This window comes from Novosphingobium sp. G106, from assembly GCF_019075875.1.
Taxonomy (GTDB): domain Bacteria; phylum Pseudomonadota; class Alphaproteobacteria; order Sphingomonadales; family Sphingomonadaceae; genus Novosphingobium.
In genome coordinates, this window is sequence record NZ_JAHOOZ010000001.1 from 2,710,010 (window position 1) to 2,726,628 (window position 16,619).

Annotated in this window: 13 protein-coding genes and 1 pseudogene; 5 read left to right on the plus strand and 9 right to left on the minus strand. The window is 60.5% G+C overall.

The window, feature by feature from the left end; genetic code table 11:
- Positions 1-263: 263 nt before the first annotated feature.
- Positions 264-1,901: a hypothetical protein gene (locus tag KRR38_RS12990; RefSeq protein WP_217402102.1), complete on the plus strand. Its 1,638-nt coding sequence runs from the start codon at positions 264-266 to the stop codon at positions 1,899-1,901.
- A gap of 638 nt (positions 1,902-2,539) precedes the next feature.
- On the opposite strand, the gene KRR38_RS12995 is transcribed toward KRR38_RS12990, so the two are convergent.
- The 3 genes and pseudogenes from KRR38_RS12995 to KRR38_RS13005 all read right to left on the minus strand — a co-directional run.
- On the minus strand, positions 2,540-3,220 hold the full coding sequence (locus KRR38_RS12995; RefSeq protein WP_217402104.1) for a polysaccharide deacetylase family protein: 681 nt from the start codon (positions 3,218-3,220) through the stop codon (positions 2,540-2,542).
- A gap of 1,025 nt (positions 3,221-4,245) precedes the next feature.
- Complete coding sequence (locus KRR38_RS13000) at positions 4,246-6,801, minus strand: TonB-dependent receptor (RefSeq protein ID WP_217402106.1); 2,556 nt, start codon at positions 6,799-6,801, stop codon at positions 4,246-4,248.
- A gap of 366 nt (positions 6,802-7,167) precedes the next feature.
- A pseudogene (locus tag KRR38_RS13005) lies at positions 7,168-7,485 on the minus strand (NUDIX domain-containing protein); the annotation flags it as partial.
- A gap of 67 nt (positions 7,486-7,552) precedes the next feature.
- Here KRR38_RS13005 and KRR38_RS13010 point away from each other — a divergent pair.
- Positions 7,553-7,819 (plus strand): DUF6429 family protein, encoded by a 267-nt coding sequence (locus KRR38_RS13010; protein WP_217402000.1) that lies wholly within the window; start codon positions 7,553-7,555, stop codon positions 7,817-7,819.
- Here KRR38_RS13010 and KRR38_RS13015 read toward each other — a convergent pair.
- The 4 genes from KRR38_RS13015 to KRR38_RS13030 form a co-directional block, all read right to left on the minus strand.
- Positions 7,810-9,448 (minus strand): IS66 family transposase gene (locus KRR38_RS13015; RefSeq protein WP_375293419.1). Its coding sequence is split into 2 segments (ribosomal slippage): positions 7,810-9,102 and positions 9,104-9,448, totalling 1,638 coding nucleotides; the frame shifts between segments, so codons are not numbered across the junction. The genes KRR38_RS13010 and KRR38_RS13015 overlap by 10 nt on opposite strands.
- A 72-nt stretch (positions 9,449-9,520) precedes the next feature.
- Positions 9,521-9,862, minus strand: a complete 342-nt coding sequence (tnpB, locus tag KRR38_RS13020) for an IS66 family insertion sequence element accessory protein TnpB (protein ID WP_036524680.1) — start codon at positions 9,860-9,862, stop codon at positions 9,521-9,523.
- Positions 9,859-10,227, minus strand: coding sequence for a transposase (locus KRR38_RS13025; RefSeq protein ID WP_217402007.1), 369 nt, complete (start codon positions 10,225-10,227; stop codon positions 9,859-9,861). The genes tnpB and KRR38_RS13025 overlap by 4 nt, the downstream gene beginning before the upstream one ends.
- A 331-nt stretch (positions 10,228-10,558) precedes the next feature.
- Positions 10,559-11,656 (minus strand): Fic family protein, encoded by a 1,098-nt coding sequence (locus KRR38_RS13030; protein WP_217402112.1) that lies wholly within the window; start codon positions 11,654-11,656, stop codon positions 10,559-10,561.
- Between the two features lie 226 nt (positions 11,657-11,882).
- Between KRR38_RS13030 and KRR38_RS13035 the strand changes: the two genes are divergently transcribed.
- A complete protein-coding gene (locus tag KRR38_RS13035; protein WP_217402115.1) occupies positions 11,883-13,238 on the plus strand; it encodes a site-specific integrase in 1,356 nt (451 codons plus the stop codon).
- Between the two features lie 555 nt (positions 13,239-13,793).
- On the opposite strand, the gene ppk2 is transcribed toward KRR38_RS13035, so the two are convergent.
- Complete coding sequence (ppk2, locus tag KRR38_RS13040; protein ID WP_217402117.1) at positions 13,794-14,618, minus strand: polyphosphate kinase 2; 825 nt, start codon at positions 14,616-14,618, stop codon at positions 13,794-13,796.
- On the opposite strand from ppk2, the gene KRR38_RS13045 reads away from it, so the two are divergent.
- Positions 14,617-14,781: a hypothetical protein gene (locus KRR38_RS13045; protein WP_217402119.1), complete on the plus strand. Its 165-nt coding sequence runs from the start codon at positions 14,617-14,619 to the stop codon at positions 14,779-14,781. The two genes, ppk2 and KRR38_RS13045, sit on opposite strands and share 2 nt — an antisense overlap.
- Positions 14,782-14,870: 89 nt before the next feature.
- Positions 14,871-15,521 (plus strand): response regulator transcription factor, encoded by a 651-nt coding sequence (locus tag KRR38_RS13050; RefSeq protein WP_217402121.1) that lies wholly within the window; start codon positions 14,871-14,873, stop codon positions 15,519-15,521.
- 62 nt (positions 15,522-15,583) lie between these two features.
- On the opposite strand, the gene galE is transcribed toward KRR38_RS13050, so the two are convergent.
- Positions 15,584-16,597, minus strand: coding sequence for a UDP-glucose 4-epimerase GalE (gene galE / locus KRR38_RS13055; protein WP_217402123.1), 1,014 nt, complete (start codon positions 16,595-16,597; stop codon positions 15,584-15,586).
- Positions 16,598-16,619 lie beyond the last annotated feature (22 nt).

Consider the following 16,619-nt stretch of genomic DNA (forward strand, 5'->3'; position numbering starts at 1 on the left):
CCCGGGATATCCGCCATGGCAACGAGTGTTGGGCTTCAGGCAATCCAGTTGATGCGGGAAAGTCTGCAAATTCGGCGAACCAAGCTCGGGCCCCGCAACGCAATTTTGGCATTTTCGCCATCAAGCCCTCATTCTTTCTTGATTTGTTCGGCTAGACGCACAAGGAGTATCGCGACGGCGGCATAGGCGCAGTGCCCTCGCCCATTGTGAAGGGGGAAGCGATCGCTAGCGCCAAGGGATTGCCTGCCGTTCTGCTCGCGGCCGTGGTCCTGTCGCTTTTGATTTGCGCAGGCCTGCTCGTCTATGGTTCGGGCCGGGGTTTGGACCTGACTGACGAGATCTTCTATTTGGTCTGGACGCATGATCCCAATGCCTACTGGCTGATCTACCAACCCTTCGGCTATCTGCTTCACCCGCTGTTCAATCTGGTGGGGGGCGATCTCCAGACCTATCGCCTTGCGGGCTTCTCGATCGCCGCGGCGGCGGGCGTCGTTCTTGGCTGGTCGCTTTCTCCTGCAGGAAAGGCGCCGCCGGTTTTCGCGCTCTACGGAGCCGCGGCCGCGCTGACGATCTTCTTCCCGTGGATCATTACGCCGAGCTACAATTCGGCGGCAAACGTCGGCGCGCTGCTAATCCTCGCGGGTATTTTGAACGCCTTCGCAGATCGGCAGGCACGGCGCCATATTGGGGCAGTCGCTGCAGCCGTGGGGCTGTGTCTGGCGGCGTTTTCCAAGCCGCCGCTATTTGCAATTGGTGTAGCGGTGATGCTCTTGGGCGCATTCTCCTCGAGGCGCCAACCGGCCGCTCTCCCGCTGGTTGCTGCCCCTTTGCTCGGAGCCTCTCTGATTTGCCTATTCCTCGCTCCAGCGGAATTGCCCGGCCTCGTCCGGCGGATGGCCGCAAGTCAGGATATCCTGGCTCTGCCCAACACGCCTTTCGGCTTGCCCGCTAAGATACTGCGGGATTGGGGCGAGGTCCCGCTCGCCTTGAGCGGGGCTGCCCTCGCGGCCGCAATGAGTTTCGTACTCAGGCGAACCCGCTGGTTCGCATGGCCGGGCTATGCGGCTGTCGCGCTGAGCCTGTCTTACGCTTGGGATGCTGCCACGGACGTAACGGATGGCGACACTCCCGACTTCATCGGCCTCGCGCTGGTGCTGTTGGCGGCGGGATACGCCGGCGTGGTTCAGCATCGGGATGGCGCCAGGCTGCCGACAATCGGGCTATTGCTCGCAGCCCCTGGTGCGGTCGCACTCGGGACGTTCAACAATCAATGGTCGCAATTCAATTTCAGCATGGCCTTCCCCTTGCTTGCGATTTTCACTCTTGCCTCGGCCGATCCAGCGTCCTGGCGGAGAAGAATTGCGCAGGCGCTGTGCGCTCTCGGTCCGCCTGCCGTCATGGTGCTCGCTGCCTCTAATCCCTACAGCCTGCCGGTCTCGATCTTTGAGCAGCAAACGTCAATTTATCCGCCACTCGTTCACGGTTCTCTCCTGGTGGACGAAGAGACGGCCCGTTTCGTCAACTCGGCGCGGGGACTCGCGCGAGGGGCTCTTCTGATCGACCTTTCAGGAACAGGGCCGGGCGTAAGCGCAGTTCTTGACGCGCGCGCCCCGGTGGTCGCCTGGTTGAACCCCGCCAGCCCGGCGGGACCCGACATAGTCTGGTCACGGCTCACGTCGGAGGAGCGCGAAAACGCTTGGTTCGTTGGGCCAATGTGGAAGGCCTTCGAGAGCTCGACTCCCGCCAAGTGGCTCGCCGCACACAAAGCAGATTATTGCGCGAGGACGCTACCGCCCATGGTTTTCTGGAAAGAAGAGCGGACACTGCAGATTTGGCGACCCTGCGGAAATGGGTCGCGCATCATGGCGAAACCGCAGGCCCATGCCGTCGCGACTTTCTGAGAGAAGTCGCACTGAACCGGGCGTCGGTCAGCTATGTTTGAACGGCCGGTTCGAGTCGGTGGAATCTCCACATTGAACGACGGGTGTGTTGGCGGCGACTGCCTCGATGATCGAGCTATAGGGCTTGCCCGTTCCGATTAAAGGCGCCGATTACAGCCATAGCCCCTTCGCGTGCCGCAAAGGCTGCCGCAGGCGACAAGGCGGCTGAAGCCGGCAAGGCTGCAGAAGCCGTAGGCGACAAGGCCAAAGACGCCGCCCACTGACGGCGCAAACGGAACCCGGGCGTATGGACCCGCCCGGGTTCTATTTTCTTGAAATGAGCCAATATGATCATGCCTCGGCGCAATTCGGCGCAAAAATTGACGGCAAGCGAGAGATAATTGGCCGAAGCCGGTGAAAGGAATCCCTCCGTGTCGATGAGGTACCGAGCCAGCAGCAATGCGGAAAGCAGGAGCTCGACGCCGAGAGAAATCCCAAGGCGTCGATAGACAAGCGCCCCCGGCGCAGCTCCAATGTAGTGCCGGAACCAACGGGCCCTGACTCCACAGTACAATCGGGAATAAGCGTTCGGATCCACAGTGTACCGCCCGCATTTCGTCGAGATTGTCTAAGGTCGTCCAGGGTAATGAAAGTCCAGGTCAAGAGCCAAAGTCCTTCATGACTTCGCCGACGGGGCAGCACCGGATCTTCATTGCCACAATTGCGTCGAGGACCCCGTCATGGACGCTCGCCAACAGCTCGTCGACCGCGGGATGGGCTGGCACGATATCGTGAAAGACAAGAATAGCCCATCTGTTGCTCGCTCGTGCCCTGTCTATGTAGCTGGTGAGCTGTTGCAGTGTCGCAGCGTCGAAGCCAGCCGCCAGTGCCTGCAAGCGGAAAGGGTACCGTTTCACCCATTCTGGCGGATTCGGGGGGCCTTCACTCGTGCGCGCCGAAACAATATGCTGTGAGCGCAGAACCGCTTCAAAGCGGCGCAATTGCCGATTTGCTGAACCGGGGCCGAGGTCGGTAACGTCACATGGGTACGCGAAATCGTGCGAAGCGCTTATCCCTTCCCAGATATCTATTGCCCGGTTCATCGGATCAATCTGACTGCGCGCATAGCTGCGCCAATCGTTGCCATCGATATCGCAGGGGTGTGTCACGGTGTGATTGGCAAGCTCATGTCCCCTCGCCGCGGCACGCTGCCATTCTGCAACACGTTCGCGGACGTTCTCCAGCGTGAGATAGAACGTGCCGCGAAGCCCCCGCGATTCCAAAGCCGGTATTGCGAGATCGAGATGGCTGTCGAGACCGTCATCGTAGGTCAGGCTCACGACACCGCCTCGCCAGGTGGACGAACGGGCTGAGCCCGGAAATGCTGCCGCGCCGATGACGAGCGTGAGGAGCGCAGCTCGGCGATCTAACATCTTTCCCAATGGGCCTAGATCGGCAGGATTCCCTTCAGCTGCTATAGACAGGAACTCTCTGTAAAAGAGGCGATGCTAATCACGAACGCTGGGAGCCCAACGAACTTCATGTAGCGCTGCGCCCATATCGGTATGAACTTCATCAACTTCTCTCGCGCAGTCGGCCCTGAACGATCGTCCGCTGATAGGGCATATGCGGGAGGGCCTCAATGACAGAAAAGGCGGCGCGGGCAGACGTTATCGGATCAGGGCGCTCTCTCGATCAGCCTTGCCACGGGGACATTGCTGCAAGCCACCTGTTGTGGTCGTCTGCGGTCTCTTCTGCCCTCGCAAACGCAATTCCCGCGTAGGCGACGGCAGCGCCGATAGAGTACCAACCAGTAGCTTGGAAGTAGCCCGCGCCCGCATGCAGCAATGGGCTGAACCAAAGAAGCAGTGTGCCGCTGAAGACGATCACGCCTGCGAACCCAGCCGCTATCAGCCGCTGATTGCTTGCTGTCGTCGGTCGCGGCCTTATCGACGGGGCGATGTAGTTTGGGCGCCGATCTGTTGAACGCGGCAAAACTGACACGGCGCCCAAAAGCGCCCCGAGCGCCACGGCAGCAGGGCGAAAGCCCTGAAGCAAATAGCAGCTCGCGATCAGTCCAACGGGGTTCGCCCAAGGCGCCAAAAACCGCATTGCCATCCTCTATTTGCTCGCGAATGTCGGCGAAGCACGACGCCGGCTTAGGAGACACGGGTTTCCAAGAGATTAGTCGAGGATCACGCAACGGGATTTATGTCATCCGCTGGCGCCCACCCTTGTCACCTGAATGGCCGTCCGCTTTCCGGCGCGTTCGCTGTTGCACCCAACGGCCAGAATGTCGGCGTCTGCGGAAACGGCTCTTCCCTCAATGGTCACTATCTTCTGCAGTATACTCAGCAAAGTTCGATCAATCGCCAAAGCGGTACTTCAGTCTGAAGCCAAACATGCGCGGTTGGTTCACGTGCCCGCCATCCGCACCGATCGTCTGGAAGCCCGAACCGGGGAAGAGGATACGTCCTTGATTGGTGACATTGGTCATGTAGAAAGCAAGGTCAAAGGGATTACCCAGCACTTGGTGCCAATCAACGTTGAGATTGAGTTGGTTCTGGGCAGAGACGAGATAGAGCGGCGAGGAATTCGGCGATTCTGCGCGATTTGCATCGGCGTGGGTGAAAGTCGCGCTCAAGGATAGCCGACCGACGCTCTCGCTCAGCGGCAAAATGTAAGAGCCGGTGACCACGACGGTATTCTTGGGCGACAGCGGCAATGGATCGCCAACGTTGGCGGTCGGGTTTACGTTGTCGTAGAAGATCGGCGCAGGCGGCACGGTGATCTGGAGCACCTTGGTGTTGAGATAAGTGTAGCCCACGTCGAGCTGCAGACCTTCAAGCAGCTTGAATGACGAGTCGACCTCGACACCCCAAATTCTAGAATGACCCGCATTGATGTTTGGCGAGTTGCTCGGAATGACACCCTGATACGCCGCCGAGACGGTTGGATTTATGGTGATCTGCTGGTTGTGGAAGTCGTTATAGAAACCAGCGATATTGAAATAACCGGAGACTGTGCCACGAAAACTCGTCTTTGCACCGACCTCGTACAGGTCCAGCTTCTCCGGCCCCACTGTTTCGAAACCGACGCTGTTCGAGGTCACCGAACCTGCGCGGTAGCCCCGCGCCCACTTCAGATAGAGCAAGATGTCATCGGTCGGCTTGTAGTCGAGATCGATCAGCCAGGTGGGCCGTTTCGAGCTGATTTGCCGCGTGACGTTGCAGTCGTTGGGATTGTTCGTGAACAGCGCGTACTGATTCACGTTTGAGGAATTCACCGTAACACCGGCTGGCGCTTTGTTGAACAAGAGGACATTCTGACAATATGCTCCCTGCTGCGTGATATTCAGCGCCTGGGCAAGGTCAGTCATCTTATCCCAAGTGTAGCGAACACCGCCCGTCAGGCTGAGCTGATCGGTGAGCTTGTAGGTGGCCTGGGCATAAAGCGCCTTGTCGTTGAACGTGTCCTTGGTGTTGGCCTCCGAGGTAGAGCCCACTGCCACGGGGAAAAATACGCCCGGCGCAACCTGGAACGGCAAAGTCAGCGGCTGGCAGATATTGGCCTTTATGTCCGAACAGTTGTTGAAAATATCGACGAGCTGCGAGTTCCAGCCGAGCGGATGCGCGAGCTCGATATAGCCGCCCGCCTGCCAGGTGAAGCGATTGTCACTGCTATGACCTTGGAACTGAAGTTCTTCGGAGAAGGAGTTCTCTGCCGTGGTCCAGGAATAGTATCCCTGCTGGAGCTGGATCGTCCTCAGCCCTCCTCCGACCGGCGGATTTTGCGCTCCAGCCAAGGGGAAGCCGGGATAGACGCGGTAGTTATCGCCCCACAGACTGAAGCTTGCGGACTCATAGTACTCTTGATACGAGGCGATGTTCTTGATCGTGAGATTGTCGCTTGCGCTCCAGGTGGTGGTATTGATGACCGACCATTGCTTGATGAGCTCAAGAGGATTGGGATCATTGTTCTCGACATCCCAGATACCATCCCCACGGGCGTTCTGCCGCGCAATCTGCGCGCATGCCGCGGGAGCGAAAACTGGTGCGAGCCCTGTAGTAGCTGTGTTGCCGTTTTGATCCGTACAGGTGGCAAGTTTTTGAATGGCGCCATGCGTGTTCGAGCGGCTGTAGCTGGCCACGGTGTAGTTCTCTAGGTTGGGCGTAAGATTGCCGACGATGCTCAGTCGCGCGGCGAAGTAATTCGTGTTCGCGAAATCAGATGGTCCTATTCCGCTGTGATTCTTGAGGTAGCCGTCCGCCTTGTTATAGTCGATGCCGCCTCGGACCTTGAACGTATCGCTTAGCGGCACATTGAGCACGGCCTGAACGCGATGCGCATTGTAATTGCCGATTGTCCCTTCGACGTACCCTTCGAGCTTGTCGGTCGGCTTTTGCGGCACCAGCAAGATCGCGCCGCCGGTCGTATTACGGCCAAACAGCGTGCCTTGCGGGCCTTTGAGTACCTGAACGTTCTGAAGGTCGAACATTGAACCTACGCCGGCGCCGTTGCCGGACGTCGTGGGGCCAAGCGCGCGCGGCGCGGCGACATCGGCGAAATATACCCCGACCGTAGGCGCGGTATGGTAGGCTTGGGTAAAACCGCGAATAACGAAGCTGGCCTTCTCGGGGCCGAACTGTGAGTTGATGGTCAGGGACGGCACGAAAGAACCGAGATCGGCCGTGCTGACGATGTTGTGCTGGCTGAGCTGTTCGGGATTCAGCACAGTGATCGAGATCGGAACATCCTGCAAACGTTCCTCAGAACGCCTTGCGGTCACGATGATGTCATTGCCGCTCTCGCTTGCATTAGCCTGCGCCGCGGTGTCGCTCTGGGCGAACACCGGAGTAGCAAAGCTCAGGAGCGCGCCGGTCGAAAGTGCCGTAGCAATGCGCAGGTGCGACTTAGGCATCCTCGTTCTCCCTCGGTATGCCGTGGAAGCTGTTGCCGCATCCATCGGCCGCATTTGTCTTTCGACAAGCTTACCCCAGCCGCGTTCGTGGCAGTGTTAATTCTTCGTCATGTTCTGCATCATGCCGCGAGCCATCGACGCCTACCGCTAATCTGCCAACCAGTGTTGGTTTCGGCGAAGTCAGGACAGGCTTCTGGCTCGGCGACCCGCCCTTCCTTGCATTTTCAGGTGAACGAGTGGCCGCTTTCAGGGAACAGCCTTTGCCTGCCCAACGTCCGTAATGTCGGCGGGCGTTGACAGCAGCCCATAGCGTCCGGTTCGCCGTGTCGACCGGGAAGGTCGGTCAGTCGTCTCACGCGCGCTAATCTATAGGGTGCGAGAAAGCGGCAGTACCTGGTAGCGCGTCAACGGGGCGAGAGGCATTGCTTCCGCAGTCTCAAGATCAACCCAAACCGCTTCTTCAATTTCTGCTCTCGGGACAGGATCGTGCGAGACGCGCACGTGAAAAATTTCAGCTTCCACAGTGTAGCCCGTTTCGTTGGCGGCAGGTGCGGTGAAACAACCGAGATGCCGCGCAACGTCTTCATCCAGCGATAGGCCGATTTCTTCGCGTAGCTCCCGGCGCAGTGCGGCCGCAGGGCTTTCCTCACCTTCGATTTTGCCGCCGGCCTGCATGAACCGTAGCCATCCGGCGAAGGCCGCAGGATAGGATGAGCGGTGCTATATCAGTTCCTGCGAAGGGAGCTGACGGATGGCCGAGCCTGAGATGGACACCGAGCTGATTGACGAGGCGGTGTTGGCGCTGCTGTTTCTGACACTGCACAAAGATCGGACCTCAGAGCCGCTTTGGCGTGCGTGGAAGTCGTTCGACTGGGATGCGATGGCTCGCCTGCACGCGAAGGAGCTGATTTTCGATCCGGTTGGTCAGGCGAAGTCCGTCGTGTTGACGCAGGAGGGGCGGCGACGCTGCGAAGAGGCATATTATCGCCTCTTTGCCAGGCGGGATCGTCAGGCCTGAGCGGCTACAGCGTTCCAGTTCCAGGGCAGCAGTTGGTCGAGCTGCCGGGCGGGATGCCCAGCGATGCGGGCGAGCACGTCTGCGAGCCAAGCCTGCGGATCGACATCGTTCAGGCGAGCGGTCTGGATCATCGTGTAGAGCACCGCGGCGCGCTGGCCGCCACGATCGGATCCGCAAAACAGCCAGGCCTTCCTTCCGAGCGGCACGCAGCGCAGAGCGCGTTCCGCAGCGTTGTTGGTCAGGCAGACCCGGCCGTCGTCAAGGAAGCGGGTGAAGGCGTCCCAGCGCCGGAGCATGTAGTTGATGGCCTTGGCGAGATCGTGGTTGCGCGACAGCCTGGTGAGCTGTGTGGTGAGCCAAGCATGGAGCTCAGCCATGAAGGGCGCGCTCAGTTCCTGGCGTACAGCGAGCCGCTCGGCCGCGTCTTTGCCGTTAATGCCGCGCTCGACATCGAACAGGGCATCGATCCGCTGCACAGCCTCGAGCGCGATCGGATAGATGATGCCGGCTTGCTCGCCGCGGCTCTTCTTGCGGGCCGCACTGGCAACGTCGGCCAGTTCGAAGAACTTGCGCCGCGCGTGGGCGAAGCAGCTAGCCTCGAGCACGGGCGCTGGCATGCGTCCGGGAGCGTAGAGCTCTCCGTAGCCGCCATAAGCATCGGCCTGCAGGATCCCTGACCACGACGCGAGATGCGCCCTTGGATGTTCGCCGCGCCGATCGCGCGAGTAGTGGAACAGTGCCGCGGGCGGATCGGCGCCGGCGAACGGCCGATCATCGCGCACGTAGACCCACAGTCTGGCAGTATCGGTCTTCACCTTGGCCATGACGGGCACGGTCGTATCGTCGCCATGCAATCGCTCGGCGGCGAGGACCTGCGCCTCGATGAGGCGATAGAGCGGCATTAGCGCAAAGGCGGCGGCACCGACTTGGTCGGCAAGCGTCGAGGTGCTGAGCGGCACCCCCTCGCGGGCGAAGCGCTCAGCCTGGCGGTTGAGGGGCTGGTGCTGGCCGTACTTCTCGAACAGCAGCATGGCGAGGAAGCTGGGGCCAGCCCAGCCACGCGGCACGACGTGGAAGGGCGCCGGCGGCTGTGTGATCGTCTCGCAGTCGCGACAGGAGAATTTCTCGCGCACGGTCTGGACGACCTTCCAGGCGCGCGGGATCACCTCGAGCGTCTCGGTGACGTCCTCGCCAAGCTTGGACAGCCTGCTGCCGCCGCAGGCCGGGCAAGAGCACGGCGCCGGCACGATGACCCGCTCGCGCGGCAGGTGCTGGGGAAACGGCTTCCCTGGCCGGCCGCTTGCGTTCGAAGGCGGTGACGGTCGCGGTCTTCTCGGCCGCGACCTCGGCAGCCAGATCGTCCTCGGCGGCGTCGGCCTCGAGATCTTCGAGCTGCAGTTCCATCTGGTCGAGCAGGCGGCGGGTGCGCTCGGCGCTGGCGCCGTACTGCTCGCGCCTGAGCTTGGCGATTTGCAGCTTGAGGTGCGCGATCACGGCCTCGGTGGCGCTCTCGCGGGCATGGGCATTGGCGAGCTTGGCCTCGGCCTCATTGGCCCGCTGGGTCGCACTCGCCAGCAGCGCCTTGAGCGCTTCGATATCGTCAGGAAGGGGCGAAACGGCGGCTTCCATGACCGCGATGGAATCACAGAATGGGGTCCGAATGAAGCCCAAAATGCGCGGGCGACGAAGAAAGCGAACGCGTTATCCGGCGCTCTGCGGACGCCAGGAATACTGCGGGTTCCGCCAGTCGATCCCGTCGAGCAGGCAGGCGAGTTGCGAGGCTGTCAGCGACACCATCCCGTCCTTCGCCGAAGGCCAGACGAAGCGTCCCTTCTCGAGCCGCTTGGCGTAGAGCGACATGCCGATCCCATCGTGCCAGATCAGCTTCACCAGAGATCCGGCGCGCCCGCGGAACACGAACAGATCGCCGCCATGGGGATCGCGCTTGAGGCCCTGTTGGACCAGCAAGGCCAGTCCCTGCATCCCCTTGCGCATATCCGTGTGCCCCATCGCAATCCACACCCGCGCACCCGAAGGGATCATCGCAGCGCCTTCAACGCTGAGGCCACCAGCGCCGGCGAAGCCGAAGCAAAGATGCTGATCCGCTTGCCGCGCGCCAGGTCGATGACGATCGCCGGTTGCACACCCGCGTGCGGGCCCTCCGCATCCTCGATCATCACGGCCGCGGCGAAACCGGGAGCCGCCAGATCGTCCAGCTCGGGCTCGGAGTGAGCATCGCGCAGCTTACGCCTCCACGTGTAGACCAGCGCGGTCGACACATCACGTCGCCGTGCGACCTCGGCGACGCAGGCCCCGGGCGCGAAGGCCTCGCTCAGGATCTCCAGCCGTTCCTCGTCGCTCCAACGGCGGCGCCGCTCCGGCCCGGAAAACACCGTGATCTGACCCATCGACCGCTCCTAAGCGCACTCTTAGGAGCGCACTTAAGACCGGTCGCTCACCTCATCGGCAAGGCGGGGCCCGCCGGATGGGTACCATGAACCAGCGGGTGCCGGTTTTCCGAACGAGAAGCATGCGACCTTTCCCATCATCAATAAGGGCTGCAGCGACGCGGATCGTTCCAGAGTTCGTCATGCGCAAATCTATAGCGGCAAGAATGGTGCGCCTGTCCACTTGAACCGACGACCGCTAATGAGATGCAATCAAGTGCGCTCCAAAGTCGGTTTGTCGGCGTGTCCGGCCGAGAGCCCCATGAGGGAGCGGGCAATCTTCCGTTCGCTCCTACACCAAGGAATAGCTCGTGCTGCGCCCTCCCGCTTCGTCGCGCGTAAGGAGACCTTTCTTCACCAGATCGATGATGTCGCGTCCCGCGGTATCCTGTGACGTCTTCGCGAACTTGGCGTATTTCGAACTGGTGAGCTTGCCTTCAATGCCATTGAGCATCCGGTTGAGCACCTTGCGCTGACGTTCATTGATAGAGGTATCAGCAACGCGTTCCCAGAAGAGCGCTTTCTTCATGACGGAGCCGAGCAGTTCCTCGGCCCTGGTGAAGGCGCGGTCCAGGCATTCCAGGAACCAGCGCAACCATTCGGTGATGTCGAGATCCCCTTTCTGGGTTTTCTCGAGCATTTCGTAATAGGCAGTTCGTTCGACGCGGATCTGCGCAGACATGCTGTAGAAGCGTTGCGAGGTGCCTTCGGAACGGGCCAAGGCGAGATCGGCAATGGCACGCGCGATCCGCCCGTTCCCATCTTCGAACGGATGGATGGTAACGAACCATAGGTGTGCGACACCCGCCTTGAGAACCGGATCGATCCTGCGCTCGGCCTCGAACCATTTGAGAAAAGCCTTCATTTCCCGATAGATCTGCTTTGCCGGAGGTGCCTGGTAGTGAACCTTCTCACGGCCGAAGGGCCCGGACACAACCTGCATCGGCCCCTGGCTGTCGTCCCGCCAAGTGCCTGCTCTGATCTTGGTGAGGCCGCTCCTACCAGCAGGAAACAAGGCAGCATGCCAGCCGAATAAACGGTCGGCGTTTAGCGGATCTTCGTAGTTCTGGGCGGCATCGAGCATCATGTCCACCACGCCCTCTACGTCTCGATCAGCGGGAACCAGGCCAGCAATGTCGAGACCAAGCCGACGCGCGATCGAAGATCGCACCTGATCTTTGTCGAGAATTTCCCCCTCGATTTCGGAGGATTTCACGACTTCCTCGGTCAGGCTGTGGAGCGAGGCTTCCGTGCGCAGCGCAAAACCGAGCGCTTCCATCCGCCCCAGCAGACGACCCTGCCGATGACGGACCTCGGCGAGCAGGGTTGCAAGCTGATCATCCTGCCACCTGAAGACCGGCCAATTTTCGCGTTCATGGATATAGGTCATATTCACCGCACATTATGCAGAGTTTATACCGTGCATTCGCCGCAAACAAAAGCCCTATTGGCCGCATATTTGCGGAGAATATCCCCTCTTTTCTCCGCATGCTCTGTGCCTGGGAGTGATCCAATCCGCTGAAGCGAACTCGCCAGTTGGACTCAGTTGGACATCTCTTGCGCCGATTCCCATTATCAGATTATGGCGCAGCGCTAATCACTTATCGGTCTTTCTAGTGTCTCAGTCCAGTTCCATTACCCTTTCCGCAATCGGCCAACTACTCTCGGGGCGGCTTCATGATACCCATACGCCCGGTCTTTTTCTGGAGGCGACCAAAGGCGGGAAAAAGGTCTGGAAATACCGTCGTCGCTCTGCGGGGAACAAAGCCATCATCACGATGCGGCTGGGAACCTTCCCTACAAACAGCATTGCAGATGCGCGGGAGTGGGCGCGCGAGCTCAACGCGCAGACTGAAGGCGGACTCGATCCCCGAGAAGAGCAACGTGAGCTGATCCGCCAGCAAGACATGACCGTTGAAATCGCGCATGGTCTCTATCTGGCCGCTGCGCGAGAAGGCCGGGCATCCCGTGCCAAAAGACCCAACAAGCCCCGGACGATCGGGGACAAGCTGGAGATCTACACGCGCGATATCGCGCCAATGCTCGGCAAATGCTCAGTCTTCGATATCACGGAAAACGATCTGATCCGCCTCGTCGAGACCAAGGGAAAGACCGCCAAGATCAGGGCGAACCGCTTGGCGGCCGAACTCAAAGTCTTTTTCGGATGGGCATCGGGGCTTCGCGGCCTTGAGGTTGGTCTGCAACGCGATCCTGCAGCGCGCCTCGGTGACCTTCGCTTTCCCGAGACGTCCCGTGACAGAATTCTCGGTCTCGACGAACTTGAGTGGTTCCTCGTGGCCGTAGCCGAAGAACCGCGAGACTTTCGTAGAGGAATGCTGGCATGGCTTCTGACCGCAACTCGCTTCAATGAGGTGGTCCGTGCGCGAACGGACGAGATTTCGGACGGTACATGGACCATTCCGTCGGATCGCTCGAAGAATTCAAAAGCTCATGTCATCGCTTTAGGCCCTTGGGGACAGAGCCTGATGGCATCCACAGGAGACTGGGTTTTCCCGGCCGAGAAAGTGAATGGACCACGCAAAACGGGCTGGTACGTAGCTCGAAACCGAGTGCATGCGAGAATGGAAGCACTCGCTGGGCGGCCTATTGCCAGATTCACACCGCACGATTTGCGGCGCACTGCCCGGAGCAATACGAAACGGCTCAAAGTCGATTTCGACACTGCAGAAGCGATGATGAACCATCAGAAGACTGGCTTGGAACGCATCTACGACGTTTACGGCCTCGAGGAAGAGAAAGCCGCCTGGTTCCTCCTGTGGGAGCGCGAGATCGTTCGCCTCGCCCAAAAGTCAGGGGTTGCGGAAAAGCTCGAAATCCCCAACCTCGACCTCCCAGCGGCAAGCACAGGCCAACAATCAAGCTGGCAAGCATACCTGGGGCACCAAGCCACCCGCATCACCGTAAGCTATTCCTCGCGACCCGTATCCGCACGCGGCAGGACTTCCGCCTGAGTTACCACAAAGCCCCCATTGCCGGAGGCAAGCTTATCGTTACGCCACCCGATGAGCTGAACGGCACGTAGCCGACCTCATCGAGAATGACGACAATCACAAGAGGAAGTTATGAGTGGTCTGCTGCCCGGCGGAACGAGAAGCACACCCGAACTGGTGCCAGGATTCATGCCAGGATTTTTCATTGACCTCCTGTCCGCCTCGGCTAAACAATAAAAACCCTCAGATTTCTGCGGGTTTCAGTGACTCAAAAGCTGGCCGGATTGGACCGGGAACGGTTTTTGGTACCGGCATTCGCAGGTTCGAATCCTGCCGCCCCAGCCAGCGGATATTCAATATCTGTTCCAGTGCAGTGATTTACGGCGATTTATGGCGCCTTGCCGCGAACCGGGTTTGCAATCGACCAGCCTCGACGAGACCCTGTCACGCCAGGATTTGCGCCGCGATTTCAAGCGCCCGAGAGCGCGAAATCGTCGATGGCAAGCGTAATTACGTTCAATCCCGCTCAAATTGATTCCACCGATTTGTTCAGACCTTGCCCGCGCGGGCCGCGCTTCAGAACTCCGGGACGAAGTGGCGACCGACCAGCGTGGCCTGATCGTCATAGGCGTGCTTGTCCGACTGCTTGGGCAGCTTGACCAGTTCCTTCTCGATCCGCTCGTAAGGAATGAGCCGGAGGAGATGGCTGATGAGATTGAGGCGCCCCCGCCGCTTTTCGTCGGTCCGCACGATATGCCATCGCGACTGTTCGGTGTCGGTCGCCTCGAGCATCTCGTCGCGCGCCTTCGAATAATCGTACCAGCGGTCGTAAGCCTCGACATCCATCGGACTGAGCTTCCATTGCCGCAGCGGATCCTCGATGCGCGCCCGGAAGCGCCGCGTCTGCTCTTCCTCGCTGACTTCCAGCCAGAACTTGATGAGCTGGATGCCGCTTTCCATGATGTAGTTCTCTATTTCAGGGCATCCCTCAAGGAAGCGCTTTGCCTGCTGCTTCGTGCAGAAGCCCATCACCCGTTCGACGCCAGCCCGGTTGTACCAGCTGCGGTCGAAGATGACGATTTCGCCGGCCGAGGGGAAATGCTCGATATACCTCTGCATGAACATCTGGCTCTTCTGCCGCTCCGACGGTGTGGGCAACGCCACGACCCGGAAGACGCGGGGGCTCACGCGTTCGGTGATGGCCTTGATCGTGCCGCCCTTCCCCGCTGCATCGCGGCCCTCGAACACCACGATGCCGCGATAATTGGTCTGCTTGATCCACTCCTGCAGATGGCAGAGCTCCACCTGCAGCTTACGGAGATGCGCTTCGTATTCCTTGCGCTTCAGGGGTTCCTGGCCGCCGGCTTCGAGGTCCCTGGACTGCTTGTGCTTCTTTCCCATGATCATCACCTCGGTGCTGCTTCCACGATCATTTCGAGGCTTCGAAGGCCGCGAACATGTCTTCCAGATTGTCGACTCCATCTGGGCCAAACTGAGCGTGGAGGGGCTCGGCAAACTCAAGGCACTCTCACCGGTCGATGCCGACGGCGCACTGCGCAAGTAAGACCGACCACTTGGCCGGGTTCTATTCCAGCCCGGACAAATGAAGCCCCCCTGACACTGCAATGCCCCATCAAACCGCCGAGGACCAGGATGTCACCTTCGTGCTGCCGGATACTGATCGCCGACGATCACGAGGTGATACGCCAAGGCGTTTGCGCGGTTCTAAAGATTCGCGAGGGCTGGCAGATCGCCGGAGAGGCTGCAAACGGCGTCGACGCTTTGAGGCTCGCGCACGAGACTCGGCCCGACATAGCCATTCTCGACTATTCGCTGCCACAGATGGACGGGCTGGCGCTGACCCGAGCGATAAAGCGCGAACTGCCCGGCATCGAAATCCTGATCTACACGATGCACGACCGTGAGAGCATCCTGATCGAGGTCCTGGAGGCGGGCGCGCTTGGCTACGTGCTGAAATCCGATGCCACCGCGGACCTGATTGCGGCGGTCGAGGCTATGGCCAAGCACAAGCGCTATCTCTCGGCCACGATAGCGGAAAGACTGGAGAACTACTTCTTCGAGCGGGGCCGCGATATCGGTATCACCCCTGTGCTCACGCCGCGCGAACGCGAGGTCGTCCAACTCATCGCCGACGGCAATATCAACAAGCAGATCGCCCACAGGCTGAACATCAGCGTCAAGACCGTGGAGACTCATCGCGCCTCGCTGATGCACAAGCTCAAGATGCGGACAACCGCCGACGTCGTGCGATACGCGATACGCAATAGCATGGTTTGCCCATGACCCAGCCCTCGTCGGCAATCACAGCCGCCGATGACCAGGCCGCGCGACGACGCCTGCCAGCTTTAGCTGCCGGCCCCCACGAGAATCTCCGACAGTCTGCGCTCCCAGGCGAAGGCGTGGGCGACGATCGCGTCGAGATCTGCATGACGCGGTACCCAGGGCAGCGTCGCCTGGATCAGCGAATTGTCCGAGATCAGCGAATCGGGATCGCCGGCGCGCCGCGGGGCAAGGCGGCGGTCGATGCGGCCACCCGTGACCCGATCGACCGCGTCGAGCACCTCGAGCACCGAGAAGCCGCGGCCGTAGCCACAGTTCATCGTCAGCGAACGCGCGGGTTCGGCGATCAGCGCTTCCAAGGCGAGGACATGCGCTGCCGCAAGGTCGGAGACGTGGATATAGTCGCGCACGCCGGTGCCGTCAGGCGTCGCATAGTCGGTGCCGAAGACGTCGACATGGCCGCGCTTGCCCAGCGCCGCTTCGACCGCGACCTTGATCAGATGCGTCGCGCCCGCGGTCGACTGGCCGGTGCGTGCTTCGGGATCGGCACCGGCCACGTTGAAATAGCGCAAGGCGCCATAGTTGATCGCATGCGCACGAGCGACGTCGGCGAGCATCAGTTCTGTCATCAGCTTGGACGTGCCGTAAGGGTTGATCGGCACCTTGGGGCTGTCTTCCGTCACGGGGGACACTTCGGGAATGCCATAGGTCGCCGCGGTCGAGCTGAAGAGGAAATGCGGCACACCCGCCGCCACCGCAGCTTCGATCAGCGCGCAGCTGCCCGCGGTGTTGTTGCGGTAGTACTTCAGCGGATCGGTGACCGATTCAGGAACGACGATGGAACCGGCGAAATGCATCATCGCGCCGATGCCCCGTTCCGCACAGATCCGCGCCACGAGCGCCCTGTCGGCGACATCGCCTTCGTAAAAGGCCGCAGCGGCGGGCACTGCCCAGCGGAAGCCGGTCGAAAGATTGTCGATCACCGCGACGGGCCAGCCGGCGTCGAGCAGCGCAAGCACGGCGTGGCTGCCGATGTAGCCTGCGCCGCCGGTGACGAGTACGGGAACCTTCTGGGTCATGAGCGTCGCTTGCCTTCGTCAG